General features: G+C 72.9%; 10 protein-coding genes. 6 read left to right on the top strand and 4 right to left on the bottom strand.

What is annotated here, in order from left to right; translation table 11 throughout:
- The first annotated feature begins 55 nt into the window (after window positions 1-55).
- Genes ITJ44_RS14165 through ITJ44_RS14145 form a run of 5 tightly spaced genes read left to right on the top strand, consistent with a single transcriptional unit; the run spans window position 56 to window position 5,465 of the window.
- The gene (locus ITJ44_RS14165; protein WP_228495131.1) at window positions 56-1,399 is read left to right on the top strand and encodes an ABC transporter substrate-binding protein; all 1,344 of its coding nucleotides are present in this window, start codon (window positions 56-58) and stop codon (window positions 1,397-1,399) included.
- Window positions 1,396-2,358, top strand: a complete 963-nt coding sequence (locus tag ITJ44_RS14160) for a carbohydrate ABC transporter permease (RefSeq protein WP_194636184.1) — start codon at window positions 1,396-1,398, stop codon at window positions 2,356-2,358. The genes ITJ44_RS14165 and ITJ44_RS14160 overlap by 4 nt, the downstream gene beginning before the upstream one ends.
- Window positions 2,355-3,260 (top strand): carbohydrate ABC transporter permease, encoded by a 906-nt coding sequence (locus ITJ44_RS14155; protein ID WP_194636183.1) that lies wholly within the window; start codon window positions 2,355-2,357, stop codon window positions 3,258-3,260. The genes ITJ44_RS14160 and ITJ44_RS14155 overlap by 4 nt, the downstream gene beginning before the upstream one ends.
- Window positions 3,261-3,264: 4 nt before the next feature.
- Entirely contained in the window at window positions 3,265-4,497 is a 1,233-nt protein-coding gene (locus ITJ44_RS14150) for an enolase C-terminal domain-like protein (RefSeq protein WP_194636182.1), read from the top strand.
- A complete protein-coding gene (locus ITJ44_RS14145) occupies window positions 4,497-5,465 on the top strand; it encodes a 5-dehydro-4-deoxyglucarate dehydratase (protein ID WP_228495130.1) in 969 nt (322 codons plus the stop codon). Before ITJ44_RS14150 ends, ITJ44_RS14145 begins: the two co-directional genes overlap by 1 nt.
- A 4-nt stretch (window positions 5,466-5,469) precedes the next feature.
- Here the strand turns inward: ITJ44_RS14145 and ITJ44_RS14140 are convergent, their stop codons facing one another.
- From ITJ44_RS14140 to ITJ44_RS14125, 4 genes are read right to left on the bottom strand one after another with little or no spacing between them, the layout of a single operon-like run.
- Window positions 5,470-7,371 carry a thioredoxin domain-containing protein gene (locus ITJ44_RS14140; protein ID WP_194636181.1) on the bottom strand — a complete coding sequence of 634 codons (1,902 nt, stop codon included), beginning with the start codon at window positions 7,369-7,371 and terminating at the stop codon, window positions 5,470-5,472.
- Window positions 7,372-7,409: 38 nt separating this feature from the next.
- Window positions 7,410-8,579 (bottom strand): magnesium and cobalt transport protein CorA, encoded by a 1,170-nt coding sequence (locus ITJ44_RS14135; protein ID WP_194636180.1) that lies wholly within the window; start codon window positions 8,577-8,579, stop codon window positions 7,410-7,412.
- A gap of 47 nt (window positions 8,580-8,626) precedes the next feature.
- Window positions 8,627-9,466 (bottom strand): aldo/keto reductase, encoded by an 840-nt coding sequence (locus tag ITJ44_RS14130; protein WP_194636179.1) that lies wholly within the window; start codon window positions 9,464-9,466, stop codon window positions 8,627-8,629.
- Window positions 9,463-11,049, bottom strand: a complete 1,587-nt coding sequence (locus tag ITJ44_RS14125) for a long-chain fatty acid--CoA ligase (protein WP_194636178.1) — start codon at window positions 11,047-11,049, stop codon at window positions 9,463-9,465. The genes ITJ44_RS14130 and ITJ44_RS14125 overlap by 4 nt, the downstream gene beginning before the upstream one ends.
- A 138-nt stretch (window positions 11,050-11,187) precedes the next feature.
- On the opposite strand from ITJ44_RS14125, the gene hrpA reads away from it, so the two are divergent.
- Complete coding sequence (gene hrpA, locus ITJ44_RS14120) at window positions 11,188-15,006, top strand: ATP-dependent RNA helicase HrpA (protein WP_194636177.1); 3,819 nt, start codon at window positions 11,188-11,190, stop codon at window positions 15,004-15,006.
- The last annotated feature ends 109 nt before the right edge of the window (window positions 15,007-15,115 follow it).

Here is a 15,115-nt window from a genome sequence, read left to right as displayed (position 1 = left end):
AGCGCATTCACACTGAAGTAATGCATTTACACATGCAAATGGAGATTCGATGATGATGACCCCACTCGGGCGGAGGGCGATCGCCCTCGCGTCCGTCGCCGCGCTCGCGGGCACCCTGAGCGCCTGCTCCGCGTCGGACGGCGGCGGATCCACCTCCGCGGACGACCGCTCCCTGGAGGTGTGGACGCGCAGCACGCCGGACGACGCCGCGTCGTACCAGTTCGTGTTCGACGCCTTCACCGCGAAGACGGGCATCAAGATCGACTACAAGCCGATCCCCGAGTTCGACACGCAGCTGCAGGCGCGCGCCCAGCAGCGGAGCCTCCCCGACGTGATGGTCACCGACGCGGGCAACCTCGGCACCTACGAGTCGCAGGGCTTCCTCCGCCCCGTCGACCGCGACGCCGTGGCCGGCGGCGACCAGATCTCCGACGCGAGCTGGCAGAGCACCCGGGGCATCGACGGCGACTACTACGGCATCCCGTGGTCGCGCCAGGCGAACATCACCTTCATCCGCAAGGACTGGCTGGCGAAGGTCGGCATGGCGCCGCCGAAGACCTGGGACGAGCTCACCGCCGTCGCGAAGGCGTTCGCCGAGGACGACCCGGACGGCGACGGCAAGGCCGACACCTACGGCATGGTCGTGCCGGGCAGCGCCGAGAACGGCTACATCGCGCGCTGGGCCGCGTCCTACATCTGGCAGGCGGGCGGCGACATCCTCAAGGCCGGGGGCGACGGCACCTACACCGCCGACTTCGACAACCCGGGCACCGCGACGGCCGTGAAGTGGATCCGCGACCAGTTCTGCACGCCCGGCGTCGTCGTGCCCGGCTCGGTCAACCTCACGACCGCCAACACGCCGTTCTTCGCGCAGGGCACGGCCGGCATCTACCAGACGGGCCCCTACAACCTGAGCTCGTTCGACGCGGCGGTCGGCGCGGAGAACGTCGAGGTCATCCCGACCCCGGCGGGCCCGGGCGGCGGCACGGACTCGTTCGCGGAGGGCGAGGACATCTACTTCGGCGCGTCCTCGAAGAAGCAGGACCTGCAGGAGCAGCTGGCCGAGTTCATGATCACGCCCGAGGCGCAGGAGCTCGCCATGCAGGTGAAGACGAACGCGCAGGGCGTGCTGGCGCAGCCGGTGGTGCGGATCCCCGTGAACACCTCGGTCGACATCGGCCAGGTCAAGGCCGACCCGCGCTGGGACACCGCGAAGGAGGTCTACGAGGACCACGGCCGGTCGTTCCCGTGGGCCATCGACTTCACGCCGTACCGCCAGATCGTCGCGGACGGCCTGAACGGCGTCATCGCGGACTGCTCGAGCGACATCCCCGGGGCGCTCTCCGACATCCAGTCCCAGCTCTCCGACGAGCTCGACGAGCAGGGGGTCCAGGGATGAGCATCGGCGCCCCCGCACCGCTCCTGGTCGATCCCGAGCGCCGCGCGCCGGCGGCCCCGAGCCCCGTGCAGCCGCGCGGCCGGTTCCCCTTCCGCACGCGCTCCCTCATCCCCTGGGCCTTCCTCGTCCCCGGCCTCGTGCTCGGCGCGCTCTTCAAGTTCATCCCGATGCTCGAGGGCTTCCGGATGAGCTTCGTGAAGGTCCAGCCGTTCCTCGGCGACAAGTTCCTCGGGCTCGACAACTACGTCCACGTGCTCCGCGACCGGCGGTTCACCGAGGCGCTCGGGCACACCGTGCTGCTCGGCATCGGGCAGACCGTCGGCGCGCTCATCATCGGCATGGCGCTCGCCCTGCTGCTCGAGGGCACGTCGCGCCGGCTGTGGTTCGTGCGCACGGCCGTGTTCCTGCCCGTCGTCACCGCGGTGGCGGTCATCGGCGAGATCTGGCGGATCCTCTACTTCCCCACCGAGACCGGGTTCCTCAACTCGCTGCTCGGCATGGTGGGCATCCCGCCGCAGGGCTTCATCAGCGACCAGTCGACGGCCCTCGGGTACGTGATGCTCGTCGGCGTCTGGACGGGCGCGCCCTACAACATGGTCATCATCCTCGCGGGCCTCACCGGCATCGACCGCACGCTCTACGAGGCCGCCGCGGTCGACGGCGTGACCCTGCGGCAGCGCTTCCGGTACATCGTGATGCCGGCGCTGCGCCCCGCCGTCAGCGTGGTGCTGACGCTCGCGGCGATCCGCAGCCTCCGCACCTTCACCGAGGTGTACGTGCTCACGGGCGGCGGGCCAGCGGGATCCACCGAGGTCTGGATGACCCGGGTGTTCTCGCTCGGCTTCAAGGCCAACGACCTGGGCGTCGCATCGGCGGCCTCCGTGCTGCTGCTGCTCGCGACGCTCGGCCTCACCCTCGGCGTCCGCGCCCTGTCATCGCGCAAGGAGAAGGCCAGATGAGCATCCTCGACCGCCCCACGGGCGCCGCGCGCCGCGGCAACGACGGCCAGTTCGACAGCGCGCTGGGCTGGAAGCCCGGCCTCCGCCCGTCCAACGTGATCCGCTTCGCGCTCTGCGCCGTCGCGTTCGTGGTGTTCGCCGCGCCGTTCGTGATCATCGTGTCCGGCGCCTTCGACGCCTTCACGTCCTCGACGAGCATCCACCTTTTCCCGCAGCAGCTGTCGCTGGAGTCGTTCCGGGTCGCGTTCGACTCGGGCGTGCTCGGCTACCTCCGCAACTCGCTCGTGATCGCGGGCGGCGGGCTCCTGCTGCAGGTGAGCGTCGCGATCCTCACGTCGTACGCGCTCGCCCGGCACCGGTTCCGCGGCCAGTCGTTCGTGCTGCTGCTGTTCCTGCTCACGATGATGCTGCCGGAGGAGGTCATCGCGATCCCGCTGTCGCAGGTCATCGGGAACGTCGGCGGCACGGGCCTCGACCTCCGCGGCACGCCGTTCGGCGTGATCCTGCCGGTGGCGGTGTGGGGCTTCTCGATCCTCGTCATGACGGAGTTCATGAAGGACATCCCGCTCGAGATCGAGGAGGCCGCGCGCCTCGACGGCTGCGGCGAGCTGCGGATGCTGTGGACCGTGATCCTGCCGCTGTGCAAGCCCGTGCTGGGGGTCGTCACGATCTTCGGGTTCATGATGATCTGGGACCAGTACCTGCTCCCCCTCATCGCCGCGAACGACCCGAGCGACTACACGCTCACGGTCGCGCTCGGCGTCCTCCGCACCGACCCCACGGTCGGCTCGGGCGTCCTGCTCGCCGGGGCGCTGCTCGCGCTCCTGCCGAGCCTCGTCATCTACCTGCTCATGCAGCGCTCGCTCATCCGGGGGATCACCTCGGGCGCGACGAAGGGATAGCACCATGATCATCCACGACCTCGTCGTCACCCCCATCGCCTTCCGCGATCCGCCCCTGCTCAACGCCGACGGCGTGCACGAGCCGCTCGCGCTCCGCACGATCGTCGAGCTCGTCGTCGACGGCGGGATCGTCGGCCTCGGCGAGGGGCAGGGGGGCGCGGTCGTCGCGGCGCGCGTCGCCTCCGTGCGCGACGCCGTCGTCGGCCTCCGCGTGACCGACCTGCACGGCATCGAGCGCGCGGTGGACGCCGCGCTCGGCGGGGACGCCGGGCCGCTCAGCCGGCAGGAGCGCCGCGTCGTGTTCTCGATGATCGACGTCGCCGCGCACGACGCGTGGGGCCGGATCACCGGGCTCCCCGTGAGCGAGCTGCTCGGCGGGCGCGTGCGCGACCGGGTCCCCTACAGCGCGTACCTCTTCTACAAGTGGGCCGCGCACCCGGGCCAGGCGCCCGACGCGTTCGGGGAGGCGCTGGATCCGGCGGGCATCGTCGCGCAGGCCCGCCTCCTCATCGACCGCTACGGCTTCGGCTCCATCAAGCTCAAGGGCGGCGTCTTCCCGCCCGACGAGGAGGTCGCCGCGATCCGCGCGCTCGCCGAGGCGTTCCCGACGCACCCGCTGCGGATCGACCCGAACGGCGCGTGGACGCACGAGACGGCGGTGCGCGTCGCGGCCGAGCTCGACGGCGTGCTCGAGTACCTCGAGGATCCGGTGCTCGGCATCGACGGCATGGCGCGCGTCGCCGCCGAGGTGCCGCAGCCGCTCGCCACGAACATGTGCGTGGTGACCTTCGAGCAGGTCCGCGAGGCGTTCCAGGAGGACGCCGTGCAGATCGTGCTCTCCGACCACCACTACTGGGGCGGCCTCGCGCACACCCGGGAGCTCGCGGCCATCTGCCGCACCTTCGGCGTCGGGCTCTCCATGCACTCCAACTCGCACCTCGGGATCTCGCTCGCGGCCATGACGCACGTCGCCGCCGCCAGCCCCGAGCTCGCGTACGCCTGCGACACGCACTACCCGTGGAACCGCGGCGACGACGTGATCGTGCCCGGCGCGCTCGAGATCGTCGGCGGAGCCGTCGCCGTGCCCACCGCCCCCGGCCTCGGCGTCGAGCTCGACCACGACGCCCTCGACCGCCAGCACCGCGTGTTCGTGGAGTCGGGGCGCACTGCGCGCGACGACTCCGGGTACATGCAGAGCATCCAGCCCGCCTACGACCCCACCCTCCCGAGGTTCTGATGACGACGACCGACACCGCCGCCCACCCCGCCGCCGCCCCCGCACCCGCGACGGCCGGCCTCCTGCCGCCCTTCGAGGGCGTGCTCTTCTTCCCCGTCACGCCGTTCGACGCCGCCGACCGCGTCGACGTCGACGTGCTCGCCGCGCACGTGTCCCAGGGCCTCGACCAGGGCGCGGGCGCCGCGTTCGTCGCCTGCGGCACGGGCGAGTTCCACGCGCTCGACATCGACGAGTACGCCCAGGCCGTGCGCGCCGGCGTCGCCGCCGCGGGCGGCCGCCACCTCGTCATCGCGGGGGTCGGCGGGCCCCTCGGGCACGCGCGCCGCTGCGCGCAGCTGGCCACCGAGCTCGGCGCCGACGGGATCCTCGTGCTGCCGCCCTACCTCGTCGCCGGTCCCCAGGAGGGCCTCGCCGCCTACGTCGAGGCCGTCGCCCGCGCGACCCCGCTGCCGCTCATCGCGTACCACCGCGGCCAGGCGCAGTTCACGGAGTCCACGGTCGAGCGGCTGCTCGCGCTGCCGACGCTGGCCGGGATCAAGGACGGCGCGGGCGACGTGGCCCTGTTCCAGCGCTTCGTGCTCGCCGCCCGCCGCGCCGGGCGCGAGGACGTGCAGTTCTTCAACGGGCTGCTCACGGCCGAGTCGAGCCAGGCCGCGTACCGGGCCATCGGCGTGCCGCTGTACTCCTCGGCCGTGTTCGCGATGGCGCCCCGCATCGCGAGCGCGTTCCACGCGGCGTACCGCGCCGACGACCTCGAGCGACAGAGGTTCCTCCTCGACGAGTTCTTCACGCCGCTCGTGCGCCTGCGCGACGAGACGCCCGGGTTCGCGGTGTCGCTCATCAAGGCGGGGCTCCGGCTGCGCGGCGTGCCCGTGGGATCCGTGCGGGCGCCGCTCGTGGATCCGTCGCCGCGGCAGCTGGCCGAGCTCGAGCGGATCCTCGCCCATGGGGAGGACGTGGTCGCCTGAGCGGTCAGGCCCCGTCGGCCAGCTGGGCCCGCAGCGCGTCGGCCGTCGTCACCGGGAGGCGGCAGACGAAGTCGGCGCACAGGTACGCGGTGGCGGTGGATCCGGCCGTGCGGTCCGCGAGCAGCTCGAAGCCCGCGTCGGCCCAGGCGCGCGCGGCCGACTCCGTGACCACCAGCGACACGTGCGGCGGGCGGATCAGCGCGTGCGCGATCGCGGCGATCGGATCCTCGGCGCTCGCTCCCCCGTCCGGCAGCACCACCACGAGCTGGCGCCCCGCGGCCTCGAGCGCCGCCGCCTGCTCGAGCGCGCCGCCGAACGCGATGGGCCGGGTCGCGCCGCCCGCCGCGACCGTCGCCAGCGCGGCGCGGGCCGCCCGCTCGTAGCGCGGATCCGCCGTCAGCCGCCCGAGCACGCGCGCGGCCGACGACGCGGCGGTGAGGCCCGACGGGTACGCGCCCTCGGAGGGGTCGGACGCGAGGTCGAGGCCGAAGCCGGCGAGCACGGGATCCGCGCCCGTCGGCACCCGGAACCCTGCGGAGCCCGCCTCCGATTCGGCGTCGGCCGCCGCGATCAGCGCGTCCACGACGTCCCGCGCCCGCTCCGCGTACGCGACCTCGCCCGTCGCCAGCCCGAGCGCGAGGAGCCCGTCGGCGAGCATCCCGTGGTCCTCGAGCGTGGCGACCGCGGGCGAGGTCCGGCCGTCGATCGAGGCCCGCACGAGCGACCCGTCGGCGCGCACGTGCTCCGCGAGCAGCATGTCCGCGGCGGCGCAGGCCGCGGCGATCCACGCGGGCCGGTCGAACGCGCGGCCCGCCCGGGCGAGCGCGCCGATGGCGAGCCCGTTCCAGCCGGTGAGCACCTTGCCGTCGACCGCCGGCGGCTCCTCGGCGGCGCGCCCGGCGGCGTCGAGCGCGTAGTAGCCGCCCTCGACGCGGCGTCCGCCGACCGTGCTCTCCGAGTCCTGGGCCGACGCGAACCCGCCCGACGCGCGCCGCAGCGTGGTCGTGAGGAACGCGACGATCCCGCCAGCGACCTCCTCGTCCCCGGCCCGCGCGTACGCGTCGAGGAGCAGCGCGTTGTCGTAGAGCATCCGCTCGTAGTGCGGCTCCGACCAGTCGCGGCGCGTCGAGTAGCGGAAGAAGCCGCCCTCGACCGGGTCGCGCAGGTCGGACCCGGCCATCGCGTCGAGCGTGCGGCGCACGAGCGCGCCGGTCGCCGCCGCGCGCTCGGGCGCGAGCGCGCCCGAGGTCGCGAGCGTGTCGAGCAGCAGCAGCACGGGCGCGACGGGGAACTTGGGCGCGGACCCGAAGCCGCCGTGCTCGGGATCCTCGAACCCGGCGAGCTCGGCGGCGACCCGGTCGAGGGCCGGGGCGTCGGGCAGCGGCGAGGCGACGGATCCGCGCGCGGACGCCTCGCGGATCGCGGCGCTGAGCTGCCCCGCGCCCTGCTCGACCTGGTCGCGCCGGGTGGTCCACGCGTCGGCGACGGCGTCGAGCACCTGCCGGAACGACGGGTACCCGGCGCGCGGCTCGGGCGGCGAGTACGTGCCCGCATGGAAGGTGCGGCCCTCGGGCGTCGTGAAGACGTTGAGCGGCCAGCCGAGCTGGTCCGTGAACGCGCCCGCCGCCGTGATGAGCGCCGCGTCGACCTCCGGGTGCTCCTCGCGGTCGACCTTGATCGCGACGAACCCGGCGTTGAGACGCGAGGCGAGCGCCGGATCCGAGAACGTCTCGCGCGCCATGACGTGGCACCAATGGCAGGTCGAGTAGCCGACCGAGACGAGCACCGGCACGTCGCGGCGGCGGGCCTCCGCGAACGCCTCCTCGCCCCACGGCCGCCAGTCGACCGGGTTGTCCGCGTGGCTCTGGAGGTACGGGCTGACGGCGTCGGCGAGGCGGTTGGGCATGCGTCCACGCTACGCGCGGGGCGGCGAGGGGCCCGGCGTCAGATCCAGTCGCGCTTGCGGAAGATGCCGTACAGCACGCCGCTCACGCCGAGCATGAGCACCAGGGAGAAGGGGTAGCCCCAGTCCCAGTGCAGCTCCGGCATGATGTCGAAGTTCATGCCGTAGACGCTCGAGACGAGCGTGGGCGCGAACAGGATGGCCGCCCAGCCGGAGATCTTGCGGGTCTCCACGCTCTGCCGGTTGCTCGACTCGCTGAGCTCCCGCATCTCCTCGTTCTGGCGCTGGCCGACGAGCGTCGAGTTCACGGTGAGGATGTCGCGCAGCAGCACGCGGAACTCCTCCACGCGCTCGTTCACGACGATGACGTGGTCGGCCACGTCGCGGAGCGCCTGCTGGAGGTCGTCGCTCACCTCGTACTTGCCGGATCCCGCCTGCAGCTGCTGGAGCATGCCGCCGAGCGGGCGCACCGCGCGCTGGAAGTCGATGACCTCGCGGGAGAGCTCGTAGATGCGGCGGGACACGGCCGGGTCCCCGTCGAACACCTGGTCCTCGATCTCGTCGATGTCGTTGGCGAGGCCCGTGACGACGGGCGCGTACCCGTCGACTACGGCGTCGAGGATCGCGTACAGCACCGACTGCGGCCCGTGCGAGAGGAGCTCCGGCCGCTCCTGCATGCGCGTGCGGATGGCGGAGAGGTCGGGCGACTCGGCGTGCCGGACGGTGATGACGAAGTTGCGGCCGAGGAACACGTGCAGCTCGCCGAACTCCACCTCCTCGCGGTCGTCCACGTAGCGGGCGGCGCGCAGCACCGTGAAGAGGGTGGAGCTGTAGCGCTCGGTCTTGGGGCGCTGGTGGGCCTGGACCGCGTCCTCCACCGCGAGCTCGTGGAGGTCGAACTCCTCGGCGAGCGCCTGCAGCTCCTCGACCGTGGGGCGGTAGAGCCCGATCCACGCCATGGCCTCGGGGCGCTCGTCGAGCTCGCGGAAGGTGTCCGCCAGGGTCGCGGGGCTCGCGACGCGGCAGCCGTCGACGTACACGCCGTTGTCGACGAGGCTCGGGCGGCGCGCGCCCGCCGGGTCCGCCGGATCCTCCCGTTCGGCCCGCGCCCGCGCCGCGCCGCCCGCATGCCCGCCGCCGAGGGGCGCGACGCCCCGGGAGACCACGGACTTGAGGCGCGTGCGGATGCGGTGCTGGGACATGACGGACACGGTACCCGCCCCGGATGACGCGTCCGCGCCGCTGGGGAGCGGCCCGCTCAGACCACCCGGTCGGGGTGGCTGCCGACGCGTCCCGCGGCCTCGAGCGCGGTGATCCCGGCCATCTCCTCGTCGGTCAGCGCGAAGTCGAAGACGTCGGCGTTCTCGACCAGCCGCTCGCGGCGCGTGGTCTTCGGGAAGACGACCGTGCCGCGCTGCACGTGCCAGCGCAGCACCACCTGCGCGTCCGTCTTCCCGTGGGCCCGGGCGGCGTCGCGCACGACGGGGGCGTCGGCGACGGCGCCGCGCGCGAGCGGGCTCCACGCCTGCACCGTGATCCCGTGCGCGGCGAGATGGTCCGTGGTCTCGCGCTGCTGGTGCCGCGGGTGCAGCTCGATCTGGTCCACCGCGGGCGCGGGGAGCCCGGCCGCGTCCAGCGCCTCGAGGTGCGGCACGAGGAAGTTGGAGACGCCGATGGAGCGAGTCAGCCCCTCGTCCCGGGCAGCGGCGAGCGCCTCCCAGGTCTCGACGTAGAGGCCGCGCTCGGCCGCCGGCCAGTGGATGAGGATCAGGTCGACCGCGTCGAGGCCCAGCCGCTCGAGGCTCCGGCGCATCGCGTCGCGCGCCCGGTCCCTGCCGTGGTCGTCGTTCCAGACCTTGGTGGTGACGAACAGCTCGTCGCGCGGGATGCCGGAGTCGCGGATCGCCCGCCCGACGCCCTCCTCGTTGCCGTACATGGCCGCGGTGTCGATGTGCCGGTAGCCGACCTCGAGCGCCTCGGCGACGATCCGCTCGGCGTCGGCGTCCGCCACCTTGTAGGTGCCGACGCCGAACTGCGGGATGGGGACCCCGTCGCCCATCGCGACCGACGGGATGGGGGTGCGGAGGGCGCCGCTCACGCCCCGAACCGCTCGACGAGCGTCCGCTTGAGGATCTTCCCGCTCGGCCCGAGCGGGAGCGCCTCGACCACCTCTACCCGGCGCGGGTACTTGTAGGACGCGATCCGCTCCTTCATGTAGGCGACGACCTCCGCCGCATCGACGTCGTGGTCCGCCTTCGCCACGATCGCGGCGACGATCTCCTGCCCGTGCTCCTCGTGCGGCACGCCGAACACGGCGCACTGCGCGACGGCCTCGTGCCGCGCCAGGACCTCCTCGACCTCGCGCGGGTACACGTTGTAGCCGTTGCGCAGGATCATGTCCTTCGTCCGGTCCACCACGCGGATGTAGCCCTCGTCGTCGATGGTGCCGAGGTCGCCGGTGCGGAACCAGCCGTCGACGATCGCGCGCGCGGTGTCCTCGGGGCGGTGCAGGTAGCCGTTCATGAGGTTGTGGCCGCGGATCACGATCTCGCCGAGCACGCCGCGCTCCAGCAGCTCGACGCGGTCCTCGTGCTCGGGGTCGGCGATCTCGATCTGCACGCCCCAGATCGGCTTCCCCACCGTGCCGGGCCGCGCCGGGACGCCCACGTGGTTGAACGACGCGACGGGCGAGGTCTCCGTGAGGCCGTAGCCCTCGTGGATCTCCGCGGCGAACGCCTCGCGGAAGGCCTCGATCACGGCCACCGGGAGCGCCGCGCCGCCCGAGACCGCGTAGCGCAGGGCCGGGCGCGCGGGGTTCCGGGCGGCGGCCGCGAGCAGCGCGAAGTACATGGTCGGCACGCCCATGAAGACCTGGGTGTCGTGCTCGACCATGAGCGCGAGCGCGGTGTCGCCGTCGAAGCGCGGCACCATCACGATCGTGGCGCCGGCCCGGAACGACGCGTTCATGGTGCAGGTCTGGCCGAAGGTGTGGAACAGGGGCAGGCAGCCGAGGATCCGGTCGCCCGCGCGCAGGTCGAACGTGTCGAGGAGGACCACGTCGACCTGCATCACGAGGGCGAGGTGGCTGCCCTCGGCCCCCTTCGGCTGGCCCGTGGTGCCGGAGGTGTAGAGGATCGTCGCGGTGTCGGACGGCCGGCGCGGCACGTAGGTGCGGATGGGCGTCGCGGCCCGCGCGAGCTCCTCCAGCCGGTCGGGCCCGCCCTCGGCGGATGCCGGCACGAGCACGCTGAGCACGGGCACCTCGGCGAGCGCCGCGCCCTTCGCGCCCTGCTCGAGCAGCGGGCCCGCGCAGACCAGCAGCGCGGATCCCGAGTCGCGCAGCACGTACGCGATCTCCTCGGCCTTCAGCAGCGCGTGCACGGGCACGACCACGCCGCCGAGCGCGAGCACCGCGTAGTAGACGCGGGGGAAGTCGGCCACGTTCGGGATGAGCATCGCGACGCGCGTGCCCTCCCCCACGCCCTGCCCGGCGAGCGCACCGGCGTAGGCGCGCGTCTCGTCCCAGAGCTCGCGGTAGGTGGTGGAGACGTCGCCCACCACCACGGCGACGCGGTCGGCGTGCCGCTCGGCGGACTCGGCGAGGATCGCGGCGACCGAGACGGTGGAGAACCCGCCGTGGGGCTGCTCGTGCTCGGGCTGGAGGGGCGTGTCGGAGGTCATGGGCGGATCCCGTCGGTCGTCGTCGACTCGGGAGGCGGTGCCGCCCGCGCGCCGGTGTGGCCGGCGCCTTCTCTCGACGATAGCCACCGGCACCCGCCCCGGGGGTGCCCGACGGCCCGCGGATAGACTGACACCAGCATGGAATTCAGCATCGCGTACCCGCCCGAGCTCCCCGTCAGCCGGATGCGGGACGAGATCGCCGACGCCATCCGCGACAACCAGGTCGTCATCGTCGCGGGTGCCACCGGCTCCGGCAAGACCACGCAGCTGCCGAAGATCTGCCTCGAGCTCGGCCGCGAGAGCATCGGCCACACGCAGCCCCGCCGGCTCGCCGCGCGCACCATCTCGGAGCGCATCGCGGAGGAGCTCGGCGGCGAGGTCGGACAGCTCGTGGGCTACCAGGTGCGCTTCACCGACAAGGTCTCGGCCGACACCCGCATCAAGCTGATGACCGACGGGATCCTGCTCAACGAGCTGCAGCGCGACCGGCTGCTGCGGAAGTACGACACGATCATCATCGACGAGGCCCACGAGCGCAGCCTCAACATCGACTTCCTGCTCGGCTACCTCAAGCAGCTGCTCCCGCGGCGGCCCGACCTCAAGCTCATCATCACGTCGGCCACCATCGACCCGCAGAGCTTCTCGCGGCACTTCGGCGACGCGCCCATCGTGGAGGTCTCCGGGCGGACGTATCCGGTGGAGATCCGGTACCGCCCGCTCGTCGCGGAGGCCGCCGTCGCGGGCGAGGACGACGACCTCGCCGACGCTCCGCTGGAGCGGCCGGCCGACGATCGCGACTTCCTCGAGGGGATCAACGCGGCCCTCGACGAGCTGGCGGGCGAGTCGTCGGGCGACGTGCTCGTGTTCCTCAGCGGCGAGAACGAGATCCGCGACGCCGAGGACGCGATCCGCAGCCGGAACCTCCCGCACACCGAGGTGCTGCCGCTCTACGGCCGGCTCTCCTCCGCGGACCAGCACCGCGTCTTCCAGCCGTCGACGCAGGCGGGCGTGCGCCGCCGGATCGTGCTGGCCACGAACGTCGCCGAGACGAGCCTCACGGTGCCCGGCATCAAGTACGTGATCGACGCCGGCACCGCGCGCATCTCCCGCTACTCGGTGCGCTCGAAGGTGCAACGGCTCCCCATCGAGGCGATCTCGCAGGCCTCCGCCAACCAGCGCTCGGGCCGCTCCGGCCGCACGAGCGACGGCATCGCGATCCGCCTGTACTCCGAGGAGGACTTCCTCCGCCGGCCCGAGTTCACCGAGCCCGAGATCCTCCGCACGAACCTCGCGGCCGTGATCCTGCAGATGGTGTCGCTCGGCCTCGGCGACATCGCGGCGTTCCCGTTCCTGCAGCCGCCGGACTCGCGAGGCATCAAGGACGGCGTGGACCTCCTCACCGAGCTCGGCGCGGTCGTCCGCTCCCCCGACGGCACGCCCGCCCTCACGAAGGTGGGCCGCGACCTGTCGCGCCTGCCCATCGACCCGCGGTTCGCGCGCATGGTCGTCGAGTCCCGCAAGCACGGCGTGAGCCGCGAGGTCATGATCATCGTGGCCGGCCTCACCATCCAGGACGTGCGCGAGCGCCCGCTCGAGAAGCGCCCGCAGGCCGACCAGCAGCACGCGCGCTTCGTGGATCCGGCGAGCGACTTCATCACGCTCCTCAACCTCTGGAACCACCTGGAGGCGAAGGAGGCCGAGCTCTCCTCGAGCGCGTTCCGCCGCATGTGCAAGGCCGAGTTCCTCAACTACGTGCGCGTGCGCGAGTGGAAGGACGTGTTCCGCCAGCTGCGCCAGCTCGCCCGCCCGCTCGACCTCCAGATGAACGAGCCGAAGGCCGACCCCGACGGGATCCACAAGTCCCTGCTCGCGGGCCTCCTCTCCCACATCGGGCTGAAGGACGCGCAGAAGAAGGACTACGTCGGCGCGCGCCAGGCGCGGTTCGTGGTGTTCCCCGGATCCGCGCTCGCCAAGAAGCAGCCCGACGCGATCATGAGCGCCGAGCTCGTGGAGACCAGCCGCCTGTTCGCGCGCACCAACGCGGCCATCGACCCGGCGTGGGCCGAGCCGATCGCGGGCTCGCTCGTGAAGCGCACCCACAGCGAGCCGCACTGGGAGAAGAAGCAGGGCGCGACCGTGGCGTGGGAGCGCGTGACGCTGTACGGCGTCCCGATCGTGCTCAAGCGGCGCGTGCAGTTCTCCCGCATCGACCCGGCGTACGCGCGCGAGCTCTTCATCCGGCACGCGCTCGTCGAGGGCGACTGGGAGTCGCAGCAGGCGTTCGACCGGGCCAACCGGAAGCTCCGCGAGGAGCTCGCCGAGGTCGAGGAGCGCACGCGCCGCCGCGACATCCTCAACGACGACGAGGCCGTCTTCGAGTTCTACGACAAGCGCATCCCGCGCGACGTCGCCTCCACGCGCGCCTTCGAGGGCTGGTGGAAGAAGGAGCGGCAGGAGAACCCGGAGCTCCTCACCATGACCGCCGAGGAGCTCTTGTCCGAGGACGCGGTGGACGTCGACGAGGCCGCGTTCCCGCCCACCTGGCAGCAGGGCGACCAGCGCCTCTCCCTCACCTACCGCTTCGAGCCGGGCGCGCCCGACGACGGCGTCACCGTGCAGGTGCCGCTCGCGCTCCTCGCCCGGCTCAGCCCCGCCGGCTTCGACTGGCAGGTGCCGGGCATGCGGCGCGACCTCGTGACCGCCATGATCAAGGCCCTCCCGAAGGCGCTCCGCAAGAACGTGGTGCCGGCCGCCGACTGGGCCGACCGTCTGCTCGAGGGGCTGCCCGAGCCGGATCCGCAGCACCCCGTGGCCTTCACGACCACCATCGCGGGCCTCATCATGCGGAAGGCCCACGTGCGCGTCGCCGACGACGACTTCGACCTCGACCGGATCCCCGCCCACCTCCGCATGGCGTTCCGGGTGGTCGACGAGCGCGGCCGCGAGGTCGCCGCCGGCCGCGACCTCACCGAGCTGCAGGCGCGGCTCTCCAGCCGCGCGCGGGACAGCGTCGCGCGCGCCACCGCGCGTCCCGTCGAGCGCGTCGCCGGTGCATCCGGATCCGCCACCCGCGGCATGGAGCGCACGGGCCTCACCACGTGGGACCTCGACGAGCTGCCCCGCTTCGTCGACACCGCGCAGGGCGGCACGGGCGACAGCCGGCACGTCATCCGCGCCTACCCCGCGCTCGTCGACGAGGGATCCACCGTCGCGATCCGCCTCATGGCCACCGCCGAGGACCAGGCCCGCGCCATGCCCGGCGGCGTGCGGCGCCTGCTCGTGCTCGCGATCGCGAACCCGTCGGCCTACGTGAAGCAGCACCTCACGAGCCAGGAGAAGCTGATGCTCGCGACGAGCCCGTACGCGAACGTGCAGGCGCTCTTCGACGACTGCCTGCTGGCCGCGATCGACCAGGTGCTCGAGCGCGTGGCCCCCGGCGGCGCGATCTACTCGAAGGAGCTGTTCGAGACGGCGCGCGACCGCGTGTCCGGCGTGGTCATGGACTCGATGTTCGACACCGTGGCGCTCGTCAACCGCGTGCTCACGGGCGCGCGTGACGCCGAGCGGGCGATCAAGCAGGCCACGAGCATGCAGCTCATCGGCGCGCTCACCGACGCGCGCGAGCAGCTCGCCGGTCTCGTGCACCCGGGCTTCGTCTCCGCGACCGGGCTCGCCCGGCTGCAGCGCCTGCCCACCTACCTCTCCGGCCTGACGCACCGCGTGCAGCGCCTGCCCGACCAGCCGGCCCGCGACCGCGCGTGGATGACGGAGGTGCAGAAGGCGACCGACCTCTACCGCGAGGCCGGCGGCGTCATCCCCTCGGCGCCGCACGCGCCCGACTCGCTCGTGCACGCCCGCTGGATGCTCGAGGAGCTGCGCCTCAGCCTCTTCGCCCAGCACCTGCCGACGGCGGAGCCGGTGTCGCTGCAGCGGATCCGCAAGGTGCTCGCGGGCTGACGCGCCGGATCCGCCCTCGGCTCCACGATGCGACGCGCGCCCGCCGGCTCCGCGTTCCTCCCTCCCGCGGCCGGGAAGATGGAGGCGCCCGTCCGCGCGCCGCCCCGCC

This window comes from Clavibacter sp. VKM Ac-2873 (assembly GCF_015351075.1).
Lineage (GTDB): Bacteria > Actinomycetota > Actinomycetes > Actinomycetales > Microbacteriaceae > Clavibacter.
Note: the sequence above shows the minus strand (reverse complement) of the source record. Positions and strands in the feature narration are given on the sequence as shown.